The sequence below is a fragment of the Streptomyces corynorhini genome, assembly GCF_003346515.1.
GTDB lineage: Bacteria > Actinomycetota > Actinomycetes > Streptomycetales > Streptomycetaceae > Streptomyces > Streptomyces corynorhini.
This window is the reverse complement of sequence record NZ_QQNA01000225.1, coordinates 1-24,332: the sequence shown is the minus strand read 5'-3', so window position 1 is coordinate 24,332 and position 24,332 is coordinate 1. Positions and strand designations below refer to the sequence as shown.

At 71.3% G+C, this 24,332-nt stretch carries 22 protein-coding genes and 1 pseudogene; 11 read left to right on the top strand and 12 right to left on the bottom strand.

Annotation, left to right across the window (positions count from 1 at the left end):
* Positions 1-99: 99 nt before the first annotated feature.
* The 6 genes from DVH02_RS25605 to DVH02_RS25580 form a co-directional block, all read right to left on the bottom strand.
* On the bottom strand, positions 100-1,440 hold the full coding sequence (locus DVH02_RS25605; protein ID WP_114626215.1) for a CpaF family protein: 1,341 nt from the start codon (positions 1,438-1,440) through the stop codon (positions 100-102).
* A gap of 125 nt (positions 1,441-1,565) precedes the next feature.
* Positions 1,566-1,949: a TadE/TadG family type IV pilus assembly protein gene (locus DVH02_RS25600; protein WP_114626214.1), complete on the bottom strand. Its 384-nt coding sequence runs from the start codon at positions 1,947-1,949 to the stop codon at positions 1,566-1,568.
* A gap of 3 nt (positions 1,950-1,952) precedes the next feature.
* Positions 1,953-2,480 (bottom strand): TadE family protein, encoded by a 528-nt coding sequence (locus DVH02_RS25595; RefSeq protein WP_114626213.1) that lies wholly within the window; start codon positions 2,478-2,480, stop codon positions 1,953-1,955.
* A 46-nt stretch (positions 2,481-2,526) separates the two neighbouring features.
* Positions 2,527-3,798: an AAA family ATPase gene (locus DVH02_RS25590; protein WP_114626212.1), complete on the bottom strand. Its 1,272-nt coding sequence runs from the start codon at positions 3,796-3,798 to the stop codon at positions 2,527-2,529.
* Positions 3,799-3,805: 7 nt separating this feature from the next.
* On the bottom strand, positions 3,806-4,519 hold the full coding sequence (gene cpaB / locus DVH02_RS25585) for a Flp pilus assembly protein CpaB (RefSeq protein WP_114626211.1): 714 nt from the start codon (positions 4,517-4,519) through the stop codon (positions 3,806-3,808).
* 141 nt (positions 4,520-4,660) lie between these two features.
* Positions 4,661-5,617 (bottom strand): hypothetical protein, encoded by a 957-nt coding sequence (locus DVH02_RS25580; protein ID WP_114626210.1) that lies wholly within the window; start codon positions 5,615-5,617, stop codon positions 4,661-4,663.
* A 350-nt stretch (positions 5,618-5,967) separates the two neighbouring features.
* On the opposite strand from DVH02_RS25580, the gene DVH02_RS25575 reads away from it, so the two are divergent.
* The 5 genes from DVH02_RS25575 (at position 5,968) to DVH02_RS25555 (ending at position 11,100) form a co-directional block, all read left to right on the top strand.
* Positions 5,968-7,500 (top strand): hypothetical protein, encoded by a 1,533-nt coding sequence (locus tag DVH02_RS25575; protein WP_114626209.1) that lies wholly within the window; start codon positions 5,968-5,970, stop codon positions 7,498-7,500.
* 28 nt (positions 7,501-7,528) lie between these two features.
* Positions 7,529-8,116 (top strand): hypothetical protein, encoded by a 588-nt coding sequence (locus tag DVH02_RS25570; RefSeq protein ID WP_114626208.1) that lies wholly within the window; start codon positions 7,529-7,531, stop codon positions 8,114-8,116.
* Between the two features lie 10 nt (positions 8,117-8,126).
* Entirely contained in the window at positions 8,127-8,558 is a 432-nt protein-coding gene (locus tag DVH02_RS25565) for a DUF3592 domain-containing protein (RefSeq protein ID WP_114626207.1), read from the top strand.
* A gap of 233 nt (positions 8,559-8,791) precedes the next feature.
* Positions 8,792-9,235: a hypothetical protein gene (locus DVH02_RS25560; protein WP_114626206.1), complete on the top strand. Its 444-nt coding sequence runs from the start codon at positions 8,792-8,794 to the stop codon at positions 9,233-9,235.
* 131 nt (positions 9,236-9,366) lie between these two features.
* The gene (locus tag DVH02_RS25555; protein ID WP_114626205.1) at positions 9,367-11,100 is read left to right on the top strand and encodes a chitinase; all 1,734 of its coding nucleotides are present in this window, start codon (positions 9,367-9,369) and stop codon (positions 11,098-11,100) included.
* Between the two features lie 188 nt (positions 11,101-11,288).
* Here the strand turns inward: DVH02_RS25555 and DVH02_RS25550 are convergent, their stop codons facing one another.
* The 5 genes from DVH02_RS25550 to DVH02_RS25530 all read right to left on the bottom strand — a co-directional run bounded on the left by DVH02_RS25550 (position 11,289) and on the right by DVH02_RS25530 (position 16,819).
* Entirely contained in the window at positions 11,289-12,602 is a 1,314-nt protein-coding gene (locus tag DVH02_RS25550) for an Nramp family divalent metal transporter (protein WP_114626204.1), read from the bottom strand.
* A 279-nt stretch (positions 12,603-12,881) separates the two neighbouring features.
* The gene (locus DVH02_RS25545; RefSeq protein WP_114626203.1) at positions 12,882-14,354 is read right to left on the bottom strand and encodes a GntP family permease; all 1,473 of its coding nucleotides are present in this window, start codon (positions 14,352-14,354) and stop codon (positions 12,882-12,884) included.
* Positions 14,355-14,474: 120 nt separating this feature from the next.
* Positions 14,475-14,885, bottom strand: coding sequence for a RidA family protein (locus DVH02_RS25540; RefSeq protein ID WP_114626202.1), 411 nt, complete (start codon positions 14,883-14,885; stop codon positions 14,475-14,477).
* A 72-nt stretch (positions 14,886-14,957) separates the two neighbouring features.
* The gene (locus DVH02_RS25535; RefSeq protein ID WP_114626201.1) at positions 14,958-15,713 is read right to left on the bottom strand and encodes an IclR family transcriptional regulator; all 756 of its coding nucleotides are present in this window, start codon (positions 15,711-15,713) and stop codon (positions 14,958-14,960) included.
* Entirely contained in the window at positions 15,710-16,819 is a 1,110-nt protein-coding gene (locus DVH02_RS25530) for a sugar kinase (protein ID WP_267899080.1), read from the bottom strand. Before DVH02_RS25530 ends, DVH02_RS25535 begins: the two co-directional genes overlap by 4 nt.
* A gap of 179 nt (positions 16,820-16,998) precedes the next feature.
* Between DVH02_RS25530 and DVH02_RS25525 the strand changes: the two genes are divergently transcribed.
* Positions 16,999-18,270, top strand: a complete 1,272-nt coding sequence (locus DVH02_RS25525; RefSeq protein WP_114626200.1) for an alanine racemase — start codon at positions 16,999-17,001, stop codon at positions 18,268-18,270.
* Between the two features lie 12 nt (positions 18,271-18,282).
* On the top strand, positions 18,283-19,917 hold the full coding sequence (locus tag DVH02_RS25520) for an N-acyl-D-amino-acid deacylase family protein (protein ID WP_114626199.1): 1,635 nt from the start codon (positions 18,283-18,285) through the stop codon (positions 19,915-19,917).
* Positions 19,918-20,019: 102 nt separating this feature from the next.
* On the opposite strand, the gene DVH02_RS36435 is transcribed toward DVH02_RS25520, so the two are convergent.
* On the bottom strand, positions 20,020-20,367 hold the full coding sequence (locus DVH02_RS36435; RefSeq protein WP_233518454.1) for a DoxX family protein: 348 nt from the start codon (positions 20,365-20,367) through the stop codon (positions 20,020-20,022).
* A gap of 368 nt (positions 20,368-20,735) precedes the next feature.
* On the opposite strand from DVH02_RS36435, the gene DVH02_RS25510 reads away from it, so the two are divergent.
* The 4 genes and pseudogenes from DVH02_RS25510 to DVH02_RS25495 form a co-directional block, all read left to right on the top strand.
* Complete coding sequence (locus DVH02_RS25510) at positions 20,736-21,596, top strand: helix-turn-helix domain-containing protein (protein ID WP_114626197.1); 861 nt, start codon at positions 20,736-20,738, stop codon at positions 21,594-21,596.
* 144 nt (positions 21,597-21,740) lie between these two features.
* Positions 21,741-22,655, top strand: coding sequence for a polysaccharide deacetylase family protein (locus DVH02_RS25505; RefSeq protein WP_114626196.1), 915 nt, complete (start codon positions 21,741-21,743; stop codon positions 22,653-22,655).
* Positions 22,656-22,868: 213 nt separating this feature from the next.
* Positions 22,869-24,080, top strand: a complete 1,212-nt coding sequence (locus tag DVH02_RS25500) for a pyridoxal phosphate-dependent aminotransferase (RefSeq protein ID WP_114626195.1) — start codon at positions 22,869-22,871, stop codon at positions 24,078-24,080.
* A 46-nt stretch (positions 24,081-24,126) separates the two neighbouring features.
* Positions 24,127-24,332: pseudogene (locus DVH02_RS25495) on the top strand (methylenetetrahydrofolate reductase); the annotation flags it as partial.

Genomic DNA, 24,332 nt, shown 5'->3' with positions numbered 1-24,332 from the left:
GGAGATTATCCATGTCGTGCGGGACCTTCTCGATGGACGGGGACGGGGTGGGGGCGGGGAGATCCGAGGAGGGGGAGAGGGGCCGCGTGGCCCCCTTCCTCAGGCAGCCGCCCTGCGCACGGCCAGTTCCTCCTCGGAGGCGGCGACGCCGAACGCCGCCGGTACGGGTTCGCTCTTCAGGTAGAGCCGGTCCGCGATCCGGCGCGGCAGCGGGTAGTACGCGAACGTGCCGTGGACGCGTCCGTCCGCGCTCATCGGCTGCGCCAGGTAGCGGCAGACGGAGACGATCCGGTACTCCTCACGGCCGTGGGAGTCGACGATGGCGATCTCGGTGACCCGGCGGGAGCCGTCGGCGTGCCGGGTCAGCTGGACGATGACGTCGACGGCGCTGTTGATCTGGTCCTTGATCGCCACGAACGGGATCTCGACCTCCGACATCGACGCCAGGGTCTGCAGGCGCATCAGCGCGTCCTCGGCGTTGTTGGCGTGGACGGTGGCGAGCGACCCGTCGTGACCGGTGGACATCGCCTGGAGCATGTCGAGCGTCTCGCCGCCTCGGACCTCACCGACGATGATCCGGTCGGGGCGCATACGCAGGGAGTTGCGGACGAGGTCGCGGATGGTGACCTGGCCCTTGCCCTCGACGTTCGAGGGGCGGCTCTCCAGGGTGATCACATGGGACTGCTGGAGCTGGAGTTCGGCCGAGTCCTCGATGGTCACGATGCGCTCGCCGTCGGGGATGAGCCCGGACAGGGAGTTGAGCAGGGTGGTCTTCCCGGTACCGGTGGCCCCGGAGACGATCACATTGAACTTCGCGCGCACCAGACCGGCCAGCAGCACCATCATCTGCTCGTCCAGCGAGCCCAGGCCGATCATCTCCTGCAGCGTGAAGGCGCGGGGGAAGCGTCGGATGGTGAGGATGGGGCCGGTGAGGGAGAGCGGCGGGATGATCACGTTGACGCGTTCGCCCGAGGGCAGGCGCGCGTCGACCATCGGATTCGCCTCGTCCACCCGGCGGTTGACCGTGGAGACGATGCGCTCGATGGTCTGCATGAGCTGCTCGTTGGAGGTGAAGCGCATGGGCAGCATCTCCAGCCGTCCGTTGCGCTCGACGAAGACCTGGTCCGCGCCGTTCACCATGATCTCGCTGATGGAGGCGTCTTCGAGGAGGGGCTCCAGAATGCCGAGCCCGAGCGCCTCGTCGACGACCCGGCGGATCAGCTGGCTGCGCTCGACGGTGGAGAGGACCGGCCCCTCGCGGCTGATGATATGGCCCAGAACCCGTTCGAGCCGGGCCCTGCGCTCGGCCGCCGCGAGCGCGGACATCTCCGCGAGGTCGATCTCCTGAAGGAGCTTGGCGCGGTAGACACCGACGAGGAGGCTCTCCTCGCTCTGGCCGCTCGTCGGCTCGGGGCTGTTGATGCGCGCCCGGAGGCTCATCGTCCTCAACTCCCTGGTTCTGCGTGGTGCGATGGTGGTAGCCGGTGGTCAAGGGGTGGCGTCCTGTACGGCCGGGTACGGCGCGCTGTGGCGCGGTACGGAGCGTACGGAGCCGAACGCGACGGTCAGTCGCGCGGCATCGTGACGCTCCTGGTCGCGTCGGGGAGGGTGAAGACGGGCAGGATCGAGGGGATCTTGACCTTCGCCTCGGCCTTCACGGCGGAGCCGGACCTGCTCACCGCCGGTACGGTCACGTCCAGCCAGTCGCTCGTCGCGGCCTTCGCCGCCTGGTCGGCGGTCATCCGGGACTCGCGGTAGGTCTCCGCGCGGGCCGCCGCGCGGGCGGCCGTACCCGCCTGCTGCACGGCGTAGCCCGCGATCCCGAGCTGGATCACCCCCAGGGCCACCAGGAGCAGCAGGGTGATCAGTCCGGCGAACTCGATGCCGGCCTGGCCCCGGTCCCCGGCCCTGCCCCGGTCGCGGCCATCGCCGCGTGGACGCTTCCACATGGGTCAGCTCTCTCTTACGGCGGAGGCGTGCGCGGGCACGCTGATCGGAATGTTGACGCCGGGGAACAGCAGGGGCAGGTCGAGGGTGAGGTCCGCCCTGACCTCCTCCCCGGACGAGGATGTCGCGCAGCTGACGTCGCCGAGCCTCCAGGCGCTGGGCAGGTGCTCCCGCGCGGCCTGCCGGCAGGCCGCCGTACGCGATCCGTCGGCCACCGCCCCGGCCCGTACCGCCTCGTCGGCCGCGTTCCCCGCGAGCGAGAAGGTGTAGCCGACCAGCGCCGCCTCCCAGAGGAGGACGGCGGTCGCCAGGAGGACGGGCATCACACCGACGAACTCGACGGCCGCCTGTCCCCGGTCGCCCCGCGCGCCGCGCGCCCGGAGCCCGCTACCCGGCCGGCCGCGCCCGGACAGCCCGTGCACCGCCTTGAGCCCGGCCGCCCTCAGGCGGCCGGGTATCCGTCCGTCACCCCGCCGCGCGGCCGGGCTCTGCCCGTGCCGCGCCTCGGCTCTCGCACTGCTGTGCACACTCATGGCGCAACGTGTCCCCTCGACCTCGTCGGTATCGATCAGTCCCGGCCTACGGTTTCGACCGTCCCCGGCGGATGCCTATCGAGCCGCGGTCTCCCTTGAACGCGCCCTGGCCGCCCCTGGACTTGCCGCCCTTCTCGACGGGGTCGGGAGCCTTCACCAGGCCCAGCTCCCCCGCCAGTCCCCACATCGCCTGCTTCACGGTGGACTTGGCCTCCAGGTCCTGCATCCGTCCCGCGTCCACCGCCGCCTGCAGCTCCTTGAAGTTGGCGGGGACGGTCACCCGGGAGACCCGGGTGCCGGTGATCCGTTCGATCAGCGGCGGCTGGATCTCGGTGTTGCGGTTGTGGCGGTTGACCACGGTCACGGTCTCCTCCGCCTTGCGGATCTGGAGCCGGTCCCACAGCCGCACCATGCGTTTCGCGGCGCGGACCGAGACCACGTCGGGGGTGGTGACCAGGACCGTGGTGTCGGCCATCTCGATGGCGGCGGCGTTCGCGCTGTTCATCTGGGTGCCGCAGTCGATGACCACGACGTCGTAACGGTGGCGCAGGGCGCTGACGATCTGCCGCACGGACCGTTCGTTGATCTCCTCGCCGCGCTCCCCGTCCCCCGGCGCCAGCAGCAGTCCGATGCCGGTCGGATGGATGAAGACCGCGTCCTGGAGCACCCGGGGCGAGACGTCCTGGATGGCCGAGAGGTCCACGATCGACCGGCGGAACTGGACGTCCAGGTAGGAGGCGACGTCGCCGGCCTGGAGGTCCAGGTCGGCCAGCGCCGTGTTCATGCCCGACGCCCTGGCCGCCAGGGCCAGCTGTACGGCGGTCAGTGTCGTGCCGACGCCGCCCTTCGCGCCGCTGACCGTGACGACGGTGCCGCCGGGGCCGGTGAAGACATCGTTGCCCTGGCCGAGATGGCGCCGTACGCCCACGGACCAGCCCGCCGCCGCCTGGACGCGCTGCGCCAGCTCCTCGTAGGAGAGCGGCATGCCGACCAGGCCGCGGGCGCCCGAGTCCATCGCGGCAGAGAAGAGCCCGGGGCTCGGGTCCGTGGTGACCAGGACGACGCCCACCGCGGGGAACCGGAGGGAGACTTCCCGGATCAGCTCCAGAGCGGGCACCGGGCCGATCCGCTCATGGACCAGCACGACCTCCGGCAGTTCGTCGATCGACTCGGCGGCCAGCCGCCCCAGGGTGTCGATCAGGGTGGTCGAGTCACCGACCGGCGCGGCCGGCTCCGCTTCCGGCAGCTGGCTGAGCAGGGTGGTGATGGACCGGGCGGCGTCGGCTTCGCCGACGACCGGGAGGATGCGGGTCGTCATTCGTCCCTCACTTGTCCCCTTCGAGGGTGTAGATGTTCTCGCCGGGCCGCAACGTCGTCGGGCTGCCGTCGGCGAGAAGCGCGAGCCGTACATGCTGCGCGAAGGATTCCGCGTACGCGATCCGCTGCGCGTCCTTGGTCTTGAGCGCGAAGGTGATCGGCACGGCCTGCTTGACGGCGCTGCGGCTCTTGCCGTCCTCGTCGGGCTCCAGGGCGGTGAGCTTGCCGACGTCGATGACCTTGGCGTTGGGGACGATGATCCGGGACTCGGACTTGCCGCCGTTCTGGCTGTCACCGGCGAAGGTGGCGAAGATGTTGACCAGGTCCCCGGGGGAGATCTTGCCCGCGACGCCGGTCGCGGCGTCGATCATGATGGCGATCTCCTGCTCGTCGTTGGCGAGCGCCGGCCGCTTGACGATCATGTCGTCCTGGAGCAGCGAACCCTGCTTGAGCTGGGTGACGGCGATCTTCCCGCTGACGACGGACAGGTCCGTCACGGCGTTCTTGGAGAGCCAGCGCCGGGGCATGGAGATCTTCTCGAACTGGTCCGGCGAGAGCTGCGTGTACGGCGCGACGTCCTCCTTCAGCCGGTACGCGGCCACTTCGGGGCCGACCTTCGAGTTCACGTCGCTGATCACCGAGAGGACACCGGCGAAGGCACCGAAGGCGCAGAGGACCGAGAGAAGAAGCAGTATGACGCCGCGGCGTTGCCGTGAATTCATGAGCGGGACAACCTCGTTCGGTGACGTGGGACGTAGAGCCTGGGCGTGGGAGCCGCGACTTGGGGAGAACCGGGAGGGAACAGGGCCGGGACGGAGGGGACATGGGGTGGCGTGGAGCGGGGAGGGAGCGGGCGCGGCGGGTCAGGACCCGCGCTGCGTGATCGCTCCGCGTTTCAGGACACCGGTCGCGTGCTTCTGGCTGTCGGCCGGTGCCGCGGCGGCGGAAGGGGACGCGGCGGCCGGTGCGGTGGACGACACGGCCGCGCCCGCCGCCGACGAACCGGCGGGCAGGAGCGAGGCCGAACAGAATCCGCAGCGATCACCTATGAGTTCGATACCGCACCAGGAACAATTTTCCCGGCGCACGGAGGAAACAAGTTGGTAAAGGACTGAGATATCAGGCAGGAAAGCGGCGAATTCGACCATCTTGGAGGTTCCCCACCAGACGCGCGAATCGGCCGGAAGCGTGCTCTCCTCGATTCCCTGGACCTGCCAGGCAGGAGCCAGGGTCGCGGTGACCCAGTCCGACGTGGACTGCCCCTTGCCTATGATCATTTGCGTGCCGAACTCCGGGCCGGTGAGTTTCCCCGTCCCGATCTTGATCAGTTGGGGCGACGGAGCGGCCACCACCCCGAACTGGGATCCGGGGACCCAGGACTTGGCGTGGGCCTTGAGACTCACCGGCACCCGGTCGAGCTTGGCGACGGTGTGCAGCATCGCTCCGGAGTAGATGTAGTGCGACAGCAGACGGGCCGCCGAGGCGACCACGCCCGCGCTGAAGTCGCAGATCGACAGCTGTCTCAACTGGCGGACGAGAACGGCGACACCGAGGGGCGGCAGATCGAGCTTCAGCAGCGCGATCCGGTCGCTCTCCAGCATCGCCCTGACGGTGTGCAGGCGCCGCTCGTGGGCCACCGGGATCGAGGCGGGGTAGAGCGCGACGACGTAGCCGTGCTGCTCCACCAGGACCTGCATATCGGCGAGCGCGGCGTCCAGGGGCTGGACTCCGGGCGACTGTAGCAGCGCCGCGGTGGGCGTCTGGTGATCCGTTGGTGGCAGCACCAGATCAGGGCTGGTGACTGCGATCGCGGTGGGCACGCTGGTTCCCCGTTCGGCTCCGGACGCCGGAGTTCCGGCATCCGCAGTTCTCTACCTGCTCCGTGCTTCTGGCTGTGCACTTTATCCACGTCCTGGGGTACGGAGAACACCTGGCGGATGTCCGCGATCGGTCATCCGGGCAGCGCCCTCCGGCAAAGTCGGACGAAGCAGTCAACAGTCACTTCCGTTTCGAGGAAAAACCCTTTCGCTCGAATTCGCGAGCCCTGACGGCGACTTTGGGCCCAAGTTGGGTCCACGGGCCCACGCGACACTCCTGCCCCCATCCGTACGCTCCGATTCCGATTACGTGTGCGAAAAAAGATGCGCGGCCAGGTACGGGGGACGTTCGGATGGGACTGCGAGCGAGACGAGGGCGACGCCGCGACCGCGGCGCCACGGCCACCGAGTACGTGGGCGTCGTGGTGGTCGTGGCGGCCATCGGGGGCGCGATCGTGAGTACGGGGGTGGACGCGACCATCGCCGCTCAACTGCGGTGTCTCGTCACCTTCAGCGGCACCTGCGACGCGGCGGGGCCCGACGGGAGGGACCCCGAGCCGAAGACGGACGCCGACTACGAACCGCCGCTCTGCCAGATCTCGTCGTTCACCGACAAGGCGGGCGCCAAGGCGAAGGTGCTCTTCTTCGAGTGGGGCCAGGAGTACGGATTCCAGCAGACGACCTATCAGTCGAACAAGGACGTCAACGGGGACGGCAAGATCGACGAGAACGACCAGCAGGTGATGCTGACGTTCACCGACGCCGCCTCCGTCGCCGCGAAGAAGGACTGGAAACCGGGCGCGAAGATAGGCAAGTTCGGAGCCGACAAGGTGGAACTCGGCGCGGGCATCAAGGTGACCAACGGGGACACCTGGGTCTTCGACAGCGAGGCGGACGCCGCCGCCTTCCGTGACGAACTCGAAGAGCTGAAGACGTACGAGCTGGCCAACCGCACCTCCAACGCGCAGGGCGGCGGCCTCGGCAACAGCATCCTCTACCTCTTCGGCAAGGGCCCGATGGCCAAGGAGGAGAAGCTGCGCGACCACGTCGAGGAGCAGCTCGGCGACCGCCACATCACCTACGGCAAGATCGGCCTGGAGGCCGGCGCGGCGGGCGGGCTGAAGCTGTCGGCGGGCGACGAGAAGAAGCTCAGCGCCTCACTCGGCGGCAACTTCAAGTTCGCGCCCGAGGTGACCTGGACCAACAACGACTTCAAGGGCACCAAGGCGTACACGTACAGCGCGGCCATCGAGTACGGCAGCAAGGTCGGGTACGAGGCGGGCCCCGTCGGCGGGAGCTACTCGGCGTCCACCACACAGACCGGCACCATCACCGTCACCTACGACAAGAAGTCCGGCGAACTGCTGCGGATCGACATGACCCGCACCGTCGAGAAGGGCTCCACCAAGGACGGTATGAAGGTCGGCGGCGACAACGGCAAGAGCGGCGACGACAAGCGCGGCGGCAGCGGGAGCGTCACGGACGGCGACGGCGGCAGCGACATCGAAGTCGTCACCAACTCCGTGGTCGTCCCGCCCGGCTCCGACGGCGACCGGCAGCGCGCGATCGCCCAGACCTGGCTGGACGGCCACGGCGACACCGCCGCGCCCTTCAGCTACATGTTCGACGACCACGCCCCCACCGAGCGGCCCGGCGCCGACGACCCCTTCGGCCGGCTCCTCTTCGACGAGGGCCTCTCCAGCCGGACGAACTACACCGGGGACACGCAGGCGGCGGAGTACGGCTTCGAGCTGAATCTCGGACTGAGCCTGGGATTCTCCGTCTCCACCGAGAAGAAGGAAGAGACACTCGACAAGGCACAGTTCCTGGGTGCCCCGCACGGAGACAGCCGCACCTATGTGCCGTACAGCTACTGTGCGAACTGACCCCGCCGGCGACAGGAGCGCATACGCGATGAACAGCAGAGAGATCCTCCGATGGCTGGCCGCGGCCGCCGCCTCCACCGTCCTCGTCACCGTGACGGCGGGCTGCGGAGCGGACACCGGCGGCGCGGCGGGGAGCGGCGGTACGGGAGCGGACGGGGCGCTGCCCGAGGGCTGGGGCACGCTGCGCACCTCCGCCCTCACCGTCGCCCACCCGCCCGGCTTCACCCCGCAGAGCGCCACCGAGCGCAGCAAGTACAACGCGGCGGCGGCGACGCTCTCCGAGGGCGGCAAGGACGTCGGGATGATCACCGTGCAGCTCGACTTCACCGACGCGGACTCGGCGGAGGAGGCGGCGATCGGCGCGGAGGCGGGCATCGCGCTCGGCTCGACGCTGGGCAAGCAGTCCGAGATAGAGGTGGCGGGCCCCGGCGGGAAGAAGACGGAGGCACGGCGCGTCGACTTCGAGTTCACCGAGAGGGGATCCCGGGTCAAGGGCGTGATCGTCGCGGGTGTCGATACGGCGAAGAAGACGTACGCGGTACGGATCGACGCGGTCAAGGGGAAGCTCGGCGACGGTGACCTGCGGCGGATCCTCGACTCCCTCACCCTGAAATAGCGGGGCGGCCATGGACGTCCCGGGCGGTGAGTACGTCTTCTTCGTGGGCATGATCCTGCTGTTCGGCTGGCTCGCGGCGCACTACGGCCGCAGGCTCGCCGCGGTGGTCCGCGCGCTGCGGGCGGACGGCCGGGCGCCGGGGGTGTGCGTACGGGTCGAGACGGAGCCGTACCACCGCTCGGACGCGCGGCGGTACTTCTTCGCGTTCCGCCCGGCCGGGGATCCGGACGGCGCGGAGATCGAGTTCGAGGACCTGGCGACCCGCTCGACGCGGGTGGGCACGCGGGTGACGGTGGCCTACGACCCGGCCGCCCCCGGCCGCACCGCGACGGTTGCCGGGCCCGGCAACCGGTCCCCGGTGGCGCAGTACGCGCTGCTGGTCACGGGGTGCGCCCTGGCGGCGGCCTGTTTCACGGCGGTGTTCCTCCTCACGGTGTGGTGAGGCGCGCGCCCCGGCGGCACCGGCCCGGCCGCTCCGGCACGGCCCCTCCGGCACGACGCGCGGGGCCGCACAGCACGACCCGCACAGCACGACCCGCACAGCACGACCCGCACACCACGGCCCGCACACCACGACCCGCACACCACGACCCACGCGGACGACCACCGCGTACGACCCAGCGAACGAACGACGGGGGAACCCATGGACGGCGAACTGTCGGGAAGCGAGGAGCGATGACGCGCTACGACTACCCGGGAGCGCCCGCACGGCAGGGCGACGGGCCCGGCGCCCCGGTGTTCGCCCTCATGCGCGCCTGGGCGGCCGGCATCGTCGTCCTGCTCTTCACGGAGTACCTCCAGGCCACCGTCGTCTACGACTACCTCGCCTCCGACAGCGCCCTGGAGAGCTTCGGCGGCCGGCTGATGCTGATCCACCTGCCCAACGCCATGTGCATCGCCCTGGCCACCTGGGCGGCGGGCCGGGTGCACTCCGACCCGTACCGCGAGAGCCCCGCGCAGCATCTGCCAGCGGCCTTCACGGTCCCGGTGGTGGCGCAGGTGATCAACCTGGCGCTCCAGTGGGACGGCCTGGTCGCCGAGGGCGTGCTGATGTCCAACGCGGTGCTGGTGCTGGGCTGTGTGACCGGCTACGCGGTGGAGCGGCTCCAGGAGGACTGACGAGGGGACGGGACGAACGACTGCCACAGGTCTTGACAACTCGATTGGTCTGGACCAGCTTTACGCTCAACGGTGGCCACCGTTCCTCTCCCGACCCACCTCCATCCCCCTCGCCCCCACGGAGGCAGCAAGTGGAACGCGCACCAGGCTCGGCCGGCAGCGGCACGAGACGTACGAGGAGCTGGATCGGCGGCGCCGTCGCCGTGCTGGCGGCCGGAGCGCTGAGCGTGACCGGTCTGGCCGGGACCGCCCAGGCAGCCGACATCAATGTCGCCAAGAACGCGGGCTTCGAGTCGGGGCTCACCGGGTGGACCTGCTCGGCGGGCAGCGGCACCACCGTCGGATCGCCCGTGCACGGGGGCGCCGCCGCCCTCAAGGCCACGCCCGCCGGGCAGGACAACGCCAAGTGCGCGCAGACCGTCGCCGTCCAGCCGGGCGCCACCTACACACTGAGCGCCTGGGTCCAGGGCGGCTACGCCTACCTCGGTGCCGAGGGCACCGGCACGACCGACGTGTCGACCTGGACGCCGGACAGCTCGGGCTGGAAGCAGCTCACCACCACGTTCAGGACGGGCGCGTCGACCCGGTCCGTGACGGTCTACACCCACGGCTGGTACGGGCAGAGCCCCTACTACGCCGATGACATCTCCGTCTTCGGCCCCGACGGCGGCGGGGGCGGCGACCCCGCGCCCCAGATCCCCGGCGCGCCCGCCGGGGTGGTGGCCGGCTCCGTCACCTCCTCGTCCGTGACGCTCAACTGGAACGCGGTGTCCGGGGCGAGCGGCTACCAGGTGTATCGCTCGGGCACGAAGGTCCAGTCGTCGAGCGGTACGTCGTCGACCGTGACCGGGCTCGCGGCCAACACCTCGTACGACTTCCAGGTCACGGCGGTCAACGCGGCGGGCGAGTCGGCGAAGTCCGCCACCGTCACCGCCAGGACCGCGCAGAGCGGCGGCTCCGACCCGGGGTCCGGCAACCCGGCCGTGCCCCAGCACGCCCTGACCGGCTACTGGCAGAACTTCAACAACGGCGCGACCGTCCAGAAGCTGCGCGACGTCCCGGCGCAGTACGACATCATCGCGGTCTCCTTCGCCGACGCGACGGCCACACCCGGCCGGATCACCTTCACCCTCGACCCGGCCGTCGGCTACGGCTCGGCCGCCGACTTCAAGGCGGACATCGCCGCGAAGAAAGCCGCGGGCAAGTCCGTGGTCCTGTCGATCGGCGGCGAGCTGGGCAACGTCACCATCAACAGCGACGCCTCCGCGACCGCGTTCGCCGACTCCGCGTACGCGCTGATGCGGGAGTACGGCTTCAGCGGCGTCGACATCGACCTCGAACACGGCATCGACTCCACCTACCTCACCACGGCGCTGCGCCAGCTCTCCGCGCAGGCGGGCAGCGGACTGGTGCTCACGATGGCGCCGCAGACGATCGACATGCAGTCCACGTCCGGCGAGTACTTCAAGACGGCGCTCAACGTGAAGGACATCCTCACGGTCGTCAACATGCAGTACTACAACAGCGGTTCGATGCTGGGCTGCGACGGCAAGGTCTACTCGCAGGGGTCGGTGGACTTCCTCACGGCCCTCGCCTGCATCCAGCTGGAGGGCGGCCTCGACCCGTCCCAGGTCGGCCTGGGCGTCCCGGCGTCCGCCAGGGGCGCGGGCAGCGGCTATGTCGCCCCCTCGGTGGTGAACAACGCGCTGGACTGCCTGGCCAGGGGCACCAACTGCGGCTCCTTCAAGCCCGCCAGGACCTACCCCGGCATCCGTGGCGCCATGACCTGGTCCACCAACTGGGACGCCACGGCGGGCAACGCCTGGTCCAACACGGTCGGCCCGCACGTCCACGGCCTGCCGTAACTCCGTGGTTCCGTGACTCCGTGACTCCGTAACTCCGTTACTCCGTAGGCCCGTAGCCGGGCCGCCTCCGCGACACCCCCGAGCCCCCACAGGGCCGGCAGCGCCGTCGACGCCCCACCGACGGCGCTGCCGCGCGTGCGGCGCCCGCGCGCCGCGATCCGTCCGTACCCGCCGCCACCGGGGATCCGCTACCAGGGGATCTCCCGCACCTGCTGCACGCACAGCACCACGAACAGCAGTCCCGCCGCCGCCAGCATCACATTGCTCAGCATCCCGTTGCGCCACTCGGGCGGTGTGCGCTCCGAGTTGAGCAGCCAGATCAGGGTCAGCGCCAGGAACGGCATGAAGAACGCGCCCAGTACGCCGTAGGCGACGACCAGGCCGAAGGGCTCGTCCAGGAAGAGCAGGGCGATGGGCGGGAAGGTCAGCCAGAGCAGATAGGCGCGGAACGGCACCGAGCGCTCGCGGTCGCCCGCTGCCGCCACCTCCTGTGCCGTGCCGGCCGGTTCCGCACCGCCGCCCGCCCGGTCCCTCCTCATCCGTTCGACGAAGTCCGCGAACATCAGGCTCACGCCGTGCCAGACGCCGATCAGCGAGGAGAACGACGTCGCGAAGAAGCCGACCAGGAACAGCTTCGCCGTCGTCGCGCCGAAGCGGTCCTCCAGTACGGTCCCGAGGTCGATCAGTCCCCGGTCGCCCGAGGTCAGCGCGATCCGGGAGGAGTGGAGCAGCTCGGCGCCGATGACGAGCATGGCGACGACGAAGAGTCCCGTGGTGAGGTACGCGGCCCGGTTGTCCAGGCGCATGACCTTCATCCAGCCGGAGTCGGTCCAGCCCTTGGCGTTGATCCAGTAGCCGTACGCGGCCATGGTGATCGTGCCGCCGACGCCGCCGATCAGCCCGAGCGTGTAGAGCAGCGAGCCGTCCGGGAGAACCGGCGCCAGGCCCGCGAGACTCGCGCCGAGGTCGGGGGCGACGCGGATCGCGACGTACATCACGATCACGAACATGACCGCGATCAGGGCCGTCATGACCTTCTCGAAGACGGCGTAGCGGTTGAACCAGACAAAGGCCAGGCCGATCAGTCCGGTGACGACGGCCCAGACCCTGAGCCCGGGGCCGTCGGGGAAGAGGGCGACGATGGGCAGGGCGCTGGACGACATGGCGGTGGCGCCGTAGACGAAGCCCCACACCACGACGTACACGGAGAAGTACACGGTGGTCCAGCCGCCCAGGCCGGCCCAGCCGTCGAAGAGGGTGCGGCCGGTGGCCAGATGCCAGCGGCCGGCCGCCTCGGCCAGCGAGATCTTCACGACGCAGCCGATGACCGCGGCCCACAGGAGCGTGTAGCCGAACGTGCTGCCCGCGATCAGTGTGGCGACCAGATCGCCGGCGCCGACCCCGGTCGCCGCGACGACGATGCCCGGTCCGATATAGGTCCAACTCGACTTGCGCGGACGGGAGACGGTGTCACCCGAGCCGGTTTCCACGGTGTCTGCCATACGTGTCGACGCCTCCCACTGGCCCCCCTTTAAGTGACGTGAGTCACTTAAAGGGGGGCGGGGGTGGTCGCGCAAGGGCGTCTCGCCACTCCGGATGACCGCGCGCGGATCGCCGCCGCTGGTCACGGCCCATGAGGTATACGCCCGAAACGGGGGCGGGTTCGGCGAGCCGCTCGGGGAGCCGGGCGGCGGGGCTCCTATCGGGGCCCGCCGTAGCGCGCTGCCCCGTGCCCGTCCGCCATCGCGCGCTCCCCCGTTCCGTCCGTGTCTCCGGGGCCGTCACATGACCAGGCTCAGCAGCGCGGCCATCGCGAAGCCCGCGACCGACAGCACCGACTCCAGGACCGTCCAGGACTTCAACGTATCGCGCTCGGAGATGCCGAAGTATTTGGCCACCATCCAGAATCCGCCGTCGTTGACGTGTGAGGCGAAGATCGAGCCCGCCGAGATCGCCATGATGATCAGCGCGAGATGCGCCTGGGAGAGCCCCTGCCCCTCGACCAGTGGGACGACGATGCCGGCGGTGGTGACGATCGCGACCGTCGCCGACCCCTGGGCCACCCGCAGCACCACCGAGATCAGCCAGGCCAGCAGGATCACCGGGAGTCCGACGTCGTTGAAGGTGTCGGCGAGCGCGTCGGCGATCCCGCTGCCCTTGAGGACCGCGCCGAAGACGCCGCCCGCGCCCACCACCAGCAGGATGTTGCCGACGGGCTTGAGGGACGAGGTGGAGACCGTCTCCAGCGAGTGGCGCGACCAGCCGCGCCGGATGCCGAGCAGGTAGTACGCGAGCAGCAGCGCGATCGTCAGCGCCACGAAGGGGTGGCCGAAGAACTCGATGACCGACCGTGGCGTCGACGGGTCCAGCGCGATGGACGAGAAGGTGGCCAGCAGGATCAGCAGCAGCGGGGTGCCGATGATCGCGAGCACGGTGCCCAGCGCCACGGGCGTCTCGCGCGGGGTGACGCCCGACGCCCGCTGTTCGGCGGCGACCGCCGCTTTCGACTCCTCCGCGGCCTCCACCATGTCCTGCGGGACGGCCACGAAGAGCCGCTTCCCGATCCAGGCGGCGTAGGCCCAGGCGGCGAGTACGGCCGGGATGCCGACCAGGACGCCCATGAGGATGACCCAGCCCAGATCCACCTCGAACAGCCCCGCGGCGGCCACCGGGCCCGGGTGCGGGGGCAGGAAGGCGTGGGTCATCGAGAGACCGGCGAGCAGCGGCATCGCGTACAGCAGGATCGATTTGCCGGACCGTTTGGCCGCCGCGTAGACGATCGGGGCGAGGACGAAGATGCCGACGTCGAAGAAGACCGGGATACCGAAGATCAGGCCGGTGAGCCCCATCGCGAGAGGCGCGCGCCTCTCGCCGAAGAGATGGAGCAGTCGGCTGCTCAACACCTCGGCGCCGCCGGACACTTCGAGGATCGCCCCGAGCATCGTGCCGAGTCCGATGATGATCGCGACATGGCCGAGGATGCCGCCCATTCCCGATTCGATCATCGAGACGGCGGCGGACTTCTGGACCGTGCCGAAGAGTTCGGTGACCGAGAGACCGGCGGCGAGGCCGACGGCTATGGAGACGCCGAGCAGGGCGACGAAGGGCTGGAGCCTGACCTTGATGATGAGGACCAGCAGCAGCACGATCCCGAGGGCCGCGACGGTCAGCAGACCGGCGGTGCCGTCGAGGAGGAGCAGCAGGCCGCCCGTATGGGGTGGGGCCTCGGTTGGCGCGTCAGCGGCGAGCGGCATGGCAGACACCTCGGTCGGTGGGGGGGATCGGGCAGGACGAGGAGATCAGGGCAGGGCGAGGAGCGGTACGGCCGCACGCGCGGCCGTACCGCTCGGCCGGTGACGGCCGGTGGCGCCGGGTCAGCCGAGGACGGCCAGCGCGTCGATCTCGATCAACAGGCCCTTGGGCAGGCCCACATAGACCGTGGTCCTGGCGGCGGGCGCCTCCTTGAGGCCCTGCTCGCCGAAGTACGTGTTGTAGAGGTCGTTCATCTCGGCGAAGTGGTCGACGTCGGTGAGGTAGACGCGCATCATCATGACGTCGTCCCAGCTCGCGCCGCCCTCCTCCAGGATCGCCTTGACGTTGGCGAAGGTCTGGAGGGTCTGCTCGCGCAGGGTCGGGCCCGCCACGGTGGGGGTCTGGCCCTCGACCGCGGGGAGGAAGCCGACCTGGCCCGCGACCTGGAGGATGTTCCCCTTGCGGACACCGTGCGAGAACTTCGCGGGCGGGGTGGTGTGCGTGGCGGGGGTGAGCGCGGTCTTGTCGGTCATGAGCCGTCCTTCGTTTCCTGTGTGCGTCGATGTGATGGTGCTTGCGATGTCCGCGGGGACCGCTGCGGCCGGCTACGGGGACGAGGCGGTGGTCCCCGAGTACTCCCCGCTGATCGCGTCGGCCGTACGGCGCACCAGCGGCAGCAGGGCGAGGAGTTCCTCGGCGGTGACGACGACGTTCGGCGCGGACACCGACATGGCGGCGACGACCCGGCCGTCCGCTCCCCTGATGGGCGCGCCGACGCAGTTGATGGACTCCTCGTGGCCGCCGAGGTCGGTGGCCCAGCCCTGTTCCCGTACGGCCGCCAGCTCCTTGAGGAAGGCGGCGGCGTGCGGCGTGGAACGGGCCGTGTAGAGCGGGTAGTCGAGACGCTCGGCCAGCGCGCGCCGCTCTCCCTCGGGCAGGTCGGCGAGGAGCAGCTTGGCCACGGCGGCGACGGTGATGGCGACGGGCTTGCCGACGCGCGAGTACATCCGTACCGGATAGCGGCTCTCGACCTTGTCGATGTAGAGGACTTCGTTCTCCTCGTGCACCGCGAGGTGGACGGTGTGGCCGCACTCCTCGTTGAGCGCGAGGAGGTGGGGGTGCGCGATCTCGCGTACGTCGAGGTTCTCCACCGCCTCCGCCGCCAGCGCGAACAGGCGCGCGCCCAGCCGGTGGCGGCCGTCCTGCTGGCGGTAGACGAGGCCGTGCTCGTGGAGCGTACGCAGCAGCCGCAGCGCGGTCGATTTGTGGACGCCGAGCGCGTCGGCCACCTGCCCCAGGTCGGCGGGGCCCCGTGCGAGCAGCGGGAGGATGCTCAGCGCCCGGTCGACGGTCTGGCTCATGGGGTACGTACCTCCTTCTCCGTGGCTCCGGCCGAGGTCCAGCCGGGGCCCAGGCGAAGTGTCCCCCAGGCCGCCTCGTCGAGGGCGGCGAGCCGGTCGGCGTGGTCGCGGGAGGGCGGTGCGCCCAGGTCGCCGGGGACCGTGAGGGCGGCGGCGGCCATGAGGTGGCCGTGGCGCAGCCGGGCGGCGGCGGGCAGGCCGCGCAGGGTGGCGGAGAGGAACCCGGCGGCGAACGCGTCCCCCGCGCCGACGGGCGCGACGACGTCCACGCGCGGTGCGGGTACGGAGACGACGGTGTCGCCGGAGGCCGGGCCCCGGGCCGCCGTACCCGGTTCCGCCGCGGCAGCGGGTTCCCGCGTGTACAGGACGGCCCCGGCGGCGCCCCGCTTGATCACCACCGTCGTCGGCTCGGGCAGCGCGGCCCTGATCGCGTCGGCGCCGTGCACGTCCCACGCCTCCGCCGCCTCGTCCTCGCCGACGAGGACCAGGTCGGCGCCCCGGGCCAGCTCCAGCAGGACGCGGGCGTCGGAGGGGCGGCGCCACAGACCGGGGCGGTGGTTGACGTCGAAGGAGACCAGCGGGCGGCCAGGGGCCCTGGCGGTCAGCTCGCGCATCAGGGCGAGGCAGCCGTCCGAGAGGGCGGCGGTGATGCCGGACAGGTGCAGCACCCGGCCGGTCCACAGGTCCGCGCGCGGCGGGTTCCCCGGCGCCATGGCGCTCGCCGCCGAACCGGCCCGGTAGTAGGCGACCTCGTGGGCGTCGGTGGCGCGGTCCGTGGCGGTGCGGAAGTAGATACCGGTGGGGCGGCCGGGGTCCCTGCGTACGCCCGAGGTGTCGACGCCGTACGCGGCGATCGCCTCGGTCAGATGGTCCCCGAAGCCGTCGGCGCCGACCCGGCCGACCCACCGCACGCGGTGGCCGACGGCGGCCAGCGCGCAGGCGACGTTGGACTCGGCGCCGCCGATCGTGCGGTCGAAGGACGGGACGTCCGCGAGGCGCCCGGGGCGGGAGGGCAGAAAGGTGACCATGGATTCACCGAGGCAGACGGCGTCCGTACCGGGGTGATCCGTACCGGGGCGGACGGTCGTGTCTGCGGTTGCGGTCACTCGGGGGCTCCTCGCGGTTCGCCGGTCGCGGGGTCACCATTGACCCGCTGTCGGCTCGGATGTTAGACAGCGTTGAGCGATATACGCAATGGCCATTGCATGGAATGCAACGTGATGCCCTGCGGGCACACCGGGCACCGCACGCGACGACAACGAATCCCACGAAGGGGAGGGGTCCCATGGCCGCCGCCGACGATCTCAGCGCGGAGCGGATCGACCACCGTTTCAAGGGGCTGCCGCCGGACGCCGAGGGGCGGTCCGTCGGCGCGCTCGCCGCCGAGCGCCGTTCCCTGTTCACCGGCGGCTTCACCACCCCCGTCCTCGCCCTGTCCGCCGAGTCGGTCGAGCACAACCTCGCCCTGCTGAAGACGTACTCGGAACGTCACGGCCTGGCCTTCGCCCCGCACGGCAAGACCTCCATGGCACCTCGGCTCTTCGCGCGCCAACTGGAGTACGGGGCCTGGGGCATCACCGCGGCCGTCCCCCATCAGGCCCGGGTCTACCGGGCGTTCGGCATCGAGCGGATCTTCCTCGCCAACGAGCTGGTCGACGCGGCGGCGCTGCGCTGGCTCGCCGCCGAGCTGGACGCCGACCCCGGCTTCCGCTTCGTCTGCTACGTCGACTCCGTGCGCGGCGTGGAGCTGATGGACGAGGCGCTCACGGCGGCGGGCGCCGGGCGCCCCGTGGACGTCGTGGTCGAGCTGGGCGCGGGCGCGGGCGCCAGGACCGGGGCGCGTACGGAGGCGGAGTGCGCCGCCGTCGCGGACGCGGTGGCCGCCGTGTCCACGCTGCGGCTGACCGGGGTGGCCGGTTACGAGGGCGAGGTGCCGGGCGCCGACGGCGAGCGCGTCCGCGCCTGGCTGCGTCGGCTGACCGCGCTGGCCGGGGAGTTCGACGCGGCGGGCCGGTTCGGCCGGGCCGACGAGATCATCGTCAGCGCGGGCGGCAGCGCCTGGTTCGACGCGGTGGCCGACGTCTTCGCCGACGTCCCGGCCCTCTCCCGTCCCGTGCTCAAGCTGCTGCGCTCCGGCGCGTACGTCTCGCACGACGACGGGCACTACCGCCACCTCACCCCCTTCAACCGCGTCCCGGAGGAGGGCTCGCTGCGGCCCGCCTTCCGGCTCTGGGCCCAGGTCGTCTCCCGCCCCTCCCCCGGCCAGGCGTTCGTCAACGCGGGCAAGCGGGACGCCGCGTACGACCTGGACCTGCCCGAGGCACAGGTCGTACGGGACGGGCGCACCGGCGAGATCCGCCCGGCGGACGGCATCGCCGTGACCGGCCTGTCCGACCAGCACGGCTGGCTGGCCACCGGGCCCGGGGCGCGTCTCGACGTCGGCGACTGGGTCGGGATGGGGCTGTCGCACCCCTGTACGTCGTTCGACAAGTGGCAGCTGATCCCGCTGGTGGAGGCGGACGGCACGGTCACCGACCTCATCCGTACGTTCTTCTGAGGGGGGCCCGCTGTGGATCTCGTCCTGCGCGACGCACGTGTCATCGACGGCACGGGCGGTCCTTCGTACCGCGCCGATGTCGGCGTCACCGACGGCCGTGTCGCGGAGATCCGGCGGGAGGGCGAGGGCCCGCGCCCGTCCGGCGCGCGCGTCCTCGACGCCGCCGGACTCGCCCTGGCCCCCGGCTTCGTCGACATGCACGCGCACAGTGATCTGGCGCTGCTGCGCGACCCCGAGCACACCGCGAAGGCCGCGCAGGGCGTGACCCTGGAGGTGATCGGCCAGGACGGCCTGTCGTACGCGCCGGTCGACGACCGGACCCTCGCCCACGTCCGGCAGGCGGTCAACGGCTGGAACGGCGGCGGGGAGGGGGACACCTCCGTCGACTTCGACTGGCGCACGGTGGGCGAGTATCTGGACCGGCTCGACCGCGCCTTCGAGGGCCGGGGCTTCGACGGGCGGGGCATCGCGGTCAACGCGGCCTATCTGATCCCGCAGGGCACCGTCCGTATGCTCGCCGTCGGCTGGGACGACCGGCCCGCGACCGGCGCCGAACTGGCCCGGATGAAGCGGCTGGTGGCCGACTCCATGGAGCAGGGCGCGGTCGGCATGTCCTCGGGGCTGACGTACACGCCCGGGATGTACGCGGACGACGCGGAACTGACCGAGCTGTGCCGGGTCGTGGCGCGCTACGGCGGCTACTACTGCCCGCACCACCGCAGTTACGGAGCCGGTGCGCTCGAAGCGTACGAGGAGATGGTGACGCTCACCGGCAGGGCGGGCTGCGCGCTCCATCTCGCGCACGCCACCATGAACTTCGCGGTCAACGAGGGCCGGGCGCCGGATCTGCTGGCGCTGCTGGACGGAGCGCTGGCGGCGGGCGCGGACATCTCGCTGGACACCTATCCGTACACCCCGGGGTGCACCACGCTGGTCGCGATGCTGCCCAGCTGGGCGAGCGAGGGCGGCCCCGACGCGATCATGGAGCGGCTGCGGGACCCGGCGTCCGCCGGGAGGATCAGGCACCACCTGGAGATCGTCGGCGCGGACGGCTGCCACGGGGTGCCCATCGAGTGGGACACCATCGAGATCTCCGGCGTCATGAACCAGGCGCTCGCCGGGTACGTGGGCCGTACGGTCGCGGAGTCGGCCGCCGCGGCGGGCGAGGAGCCGTGGACGACGGCGCGGCGGCTGCTGGTCGAGGACGGGCTCGGCACCACGATCCTGCAGCACGTGGGCCACGAGGAGAACGTCCGGCGGATCATGCGCCACCGCGTCCACACGGGCGGCAGCGACGGCATCCTCCAGGGCGCCAAGCCACATCCGCGCGCCTACGGCACCTTCCCGCACTATCTGGGCCGGTACGCCCGTGAGCTGGGCATTCTCACGCTGGAGGAGTGCGTCGCGCATCTCACCTCCCGCCCGGCGGCCCGGCTGCGGCTGCCCGACCGGGGGCTGGTGCGCGAGGGGTACCGCGCCGATCTGGTGCTCTTCGACCCGGACACGGTGGCGGCGGGCTCCACCTTCGAGGCGCCGCGCACGCCGCCGGTGGGCATCCCGCACGTACTGATCGACGGGCGGTTCGTGATCGAGGACGGGCGCAGGACGCAGGTGCTGGCGGGCCGCTCCGTACGCGGGTCCGCCTGAGCACGGAGGCGCGCGTACGGCCACGGAGGTGCGCCCGGCCACGGCGGGTACGGCCGCGGCGGGTACGGCCGCGGCGGGTGCGCCCGGCGTCCGGCAGGCGGCTCAGACGGAGGCCAGGCGCAGCACGAGCGCCACGACGCCGAACAGCATGAGCCCGATGACGGGGGCGATCTCGTCATCCTTGACCCGCAGGTGCGTGATGAGCGCGCCGATGAAGTACAGGACCACGCCGATCGCCGCCGCCACGCCCAGGAACGGCACCCAGACCCCGATCACCAGCCCCAGCGCGCCCGCGAGCTTGACGAGGCCGAGGGGGAGGAACCAGGAGTCCGGCACCCCGAGCTTGGACATCGAGGTGACGATCTGTTCCGCGCGGGTGATGTCGGCGAAGGCGGACGCCGTCAGGGCGAGGGCGAGCAGGATGCCGACGACGGCGAAGGCGATGAACACGGTGGGCCTCTCGGAACATACGCCCGGCTCCGGACACGGAGCGCGGAGCGGCGGGAGCACGGTACGGCGGGGGTGCGGTACGGCGGGGTGCGGCGTGCGGCGTGCGGCGGGGGTGCGGCGTGTGGCGTGCGGGACCGTCTCAGCCTGCCGGTACGGGTGGTGCGCAGGAAGGCCGGGCGGAGGCTGGTAGCCGCAGGGCCACGCTGCGGCGATCCCGCGACCCGTACGCCGGACCTGCCCGCCGGACCCGTACGCCGGACCCGCACACCGGACCTGCCTGCCTGCCGGACCCGGACGCCGGACATGTACGAACATCCGGCCGGATCGTCCGATGTCCGGCCCGCGCGGGCCGCCGGTACATTGCCCGGGTGAGCCACAACGAGCTGGGCCTCTTCCTGCGCGCGCGGCGCGAGGCCACCTCCCCCGCCGACCTCGGCCTCCCGATGGGCGGCAGACGCCGCACGCCGGGGCTGCGCCGGTCCGAACTCGCCACGCTGGCCGGGATCAGCGTCGAGTACCTGACCCGTCTCGAACAGGGCAGGGACCGCAATCCGTCGCCGCCCGTGCTCGCCGCGCTCGCCGAGGCGCTGCGGCTCACCCCCGACGACCGCACGGCCCTCGCGCACACGGTCAAGGCGGCCAGCGGTACGGACCGGCTGTGCCCGGGGGCGGGCAGGCCACCGGCCCGTACCGTGCGGCCGACGCTGCGGGCCCTGCTGGACCGGCTGGAGCCCACGCCCGCCGTGCTGCTGAACCGGCTGACGGACGTGCTCGCCCGCACCGACGGCTACGCGCGGGTCTTCGGCCCGGTCGGGCTGCTGGATCCGCCGGCGCCCAGCCTCGTACGGTTCCTGTTCACCGACCCGCGGGCCGGGGCAGCGCATCCGGAGTGGGCCGCCGACGCCGACGCGATGATCGCCCGGCTCAAGGTCGACTCGGTGCCGGACGACCACCACCTGCGCGGCCTCGTACACGAACTGACCGTCACCGCCGGGGCGCCCTTCGCCGAGCGCTGGGCGGCCCTGCCCCGGACGCTCCCGCGCGGCGGGCGTGTCCGGCGGCTGGCACACCCCGAGGCGGGCGAACTGCGGCTGGCCGAGGAGACGCTCGAACTCCCCGAGGCCGACGGACAGCGGCTCCTGATCCATCTCCCGGCGGACGACGCGACGGCCACCGCGCTCGACGCCCTCAACCGCGGGCCCGGCACGCTGCGGGTGGTCGCGGGGTGAGAGCCGACAGGCGCTGAGCTGCGCGGACCGCGCCCGGGTGGCTCCACAAACTTATGATCGATCCGCGGAAAACGGATCCTGGACGCCCCTTCGCTCGTCTCTCTCCCCGGACACAGTGCGGCGGCGACGGGAGCGGTGGGGGACATGGGGCGGCAGAGGGTACGGGGGACGGCGCGCGCCACGAGGCGCGGCGGCGCGCGAGCGGGCGCGCGGACGGGCGCGTTGACGGCGGTGACCGTGCTCGTGGGTGCGGCGCTGCTCGCCGGGTGCGGGCACCAGCAGGCGGACGACACGGACGGGAAGGCGGACGGCAAGGCGGGCGGGAAGGCCACCGTGCCCCGGCCGAGCGGCACCGGCCACGCGACGGCCGTCGACGACAAGCCCATCGCCGCGCCGCGCCCGCCCGAGCTGCCCGACCAGACCTCGCGGCCGGACGCGAAGCTGCCGCCGCCCCTGGTCAACATGGATATCGCGCACGCGGCGGAGAGCGGCGGCAAGGCCGTCAACCTGACCATCGACGACGGCCCCGACCCGGTCTGGACCCCGAAGATCCTCAAGATCCTCCGGGACAACGGCGTCAAGGCGACGTTCTGCATGGTCGGCCCGCAGGCCGAGGCGCACCCCGACATCGTCAAGCGCGTCGTGGCCGAAGGCCACCGGCTGTGCGACCACTCGGTGGCGCACGACACCGGAATGGACCACAAGTCGCGGGCGTATCAGAAGGAGCAGATCCTCAAGGCGGCCCGGCAGATCGAGAAGGCGTCGGGCGGCGTCAAGCCCCTCTACTACCGGGCGCCGGGCGGCGCCTTCACCCCGTACAGCCGGCAGATCGCGGCGGCGGCCGGGATGCGCCCGGTGGGCTGGAACGTGGACTCCAAGGACTTCGAGGAGCCGGGGACCGGGGCCATCCTGCGCACGGTCAGGAACGAGCTGCCCAACGGGCCCACACTCCTCTTCCACGACGGCGGGGGCGACAGGTCGCAGACGGCGGCGGCGCTGCGGGAGCTGGTGCCGTGGCTGCGCGAGCGGGGGTACGCGTTCAGCTTCCCGGTCCGTTAGAGGCGGCCCTGCCAGACGCCCTCACAGGAGGCCCTGGCAGGAGGCCCTGGCAGGCGGCCCCGACGGGCGGGGCCCTGGCAAGAGGCCCTGACAGGCGACCCCGACGGGCGCCCCCGCCGTCGCTCCGGTCATACGGTCGGACGGTCGTCCGAGCGGGGCAACGTGGGCAAAAACACCAGGCGGGCTCCGTTACACGGCCGTAAGGTGGCCGACATGCAGGTGATCCAGTCAACGAAGCTCGCCAACGTCTGTTACGAGATCCGGGGTCCGGTGCTCGACGAGGCGATGCGGCTGGAGGCGGCGGGCCAGCGCATCCTCAAGCTGAACACCGGCAATCCGGCCGCCTTCGGCTTCGAGTGCCCGCCGGAGATCCTTGAGGACATGCTGCGCAACCTCGGGGACGCGCACGGCTACGGCGACGCGAAGGGGCTCCTCTCGGCCCGCCGCGCCGTCATGCAGCATTACCAGACCAAGGGCATCGAGCTGGACGTCGAGGACATCTACCTCGGCAACGGCGTCTCCGAGCTGATCCAGATGTCGATGCAGGCGCTGCTGGACGACGGCGACGAGGTCCTCGTCCCCGCGCCCGACTATCCGCTGTGGACGGCCTCGGTGTCGCTGGCGGGCGGCACGGCCGTGCACTACCGCTGTGACGAGCAGGCCGAGTGGATGCCGGACCTCGCCGACATCGAGCGGAAGATCACCGATCGGACCAAGGCGATCGTGATCATCAATCCGAACAATCCGACGGGCGCCGTGTACGACGACGCGATGCTCGCCTCGCTCACCGAGATCGCCCGCCGCCACAACCTGGTGGTCTGCTCGGACGAGATCTACGACCGGATCCTGTACGACGGCGCCACCCACACCCCGACCGCCGCCGTCGCCCCCGATCTGCTCACGCTGACGTTCAACGGGCTCTCCAAGAACTACCGGGTGGCCGGGTTCCGCTCGGGCTGGCTCGCGGTCTGCGGCCCCAAGGCGCACGCCTCCTCGTACATCGAGGGGCTGACGATCCTCGCCAACATGCGGCTGTGCGCCAACATGCCCTCGCAGCACGCGGTGGCCACCGCGCTCAACGGTCGCCAGTCCATCCAGGACCTGGTGCTGCCCGGCGGCCGGATCCTGGAGCAGCGCGACGTCGCGTACGACCTGCTCACCCGGATCCCCGGGGTGACCTGCGTGAAGCCGAAGGGCGCGCTCTACCTGTTCCCCCGGCTGGATCCCGCCGTCTACAAGGTCAAGGACGACCGGCAGCTGGTGCTCGACCTGCTGCGGGCCGAGAAGATCATGGTGGTGCACGGGACGGGGTTCAACTGGCCGGAGCCGGATCACTTCCGGATCGTGACGCTGCCCTCGGTGCAGGATCTGACCGACGCGGTGACCCGGATCGGTACGTTCCTGGACGGATACGCGCAGCGCTGACCCCCGCGCGCCGGAAGAGCCCGCGAGGGGAGCACCGAGGAGCACCATGGACGACTTCTCCACGGCCCCGTCCCCGGGCTCGGCCGTCGCCCTGCTGCTGGAGGATTTCTCCCTGGAGATGACGGGCAAGGACGTGACCGGGCTCGAAGAGGCCCGCGACCGTCTTCCGCCCGGCACCCGGATCAACGTCACCTTCCTGGGCAACGAGAACCTGGCCCTGCGGCTGGGGGCGGCGCGCGCCGCCCCCAGCCG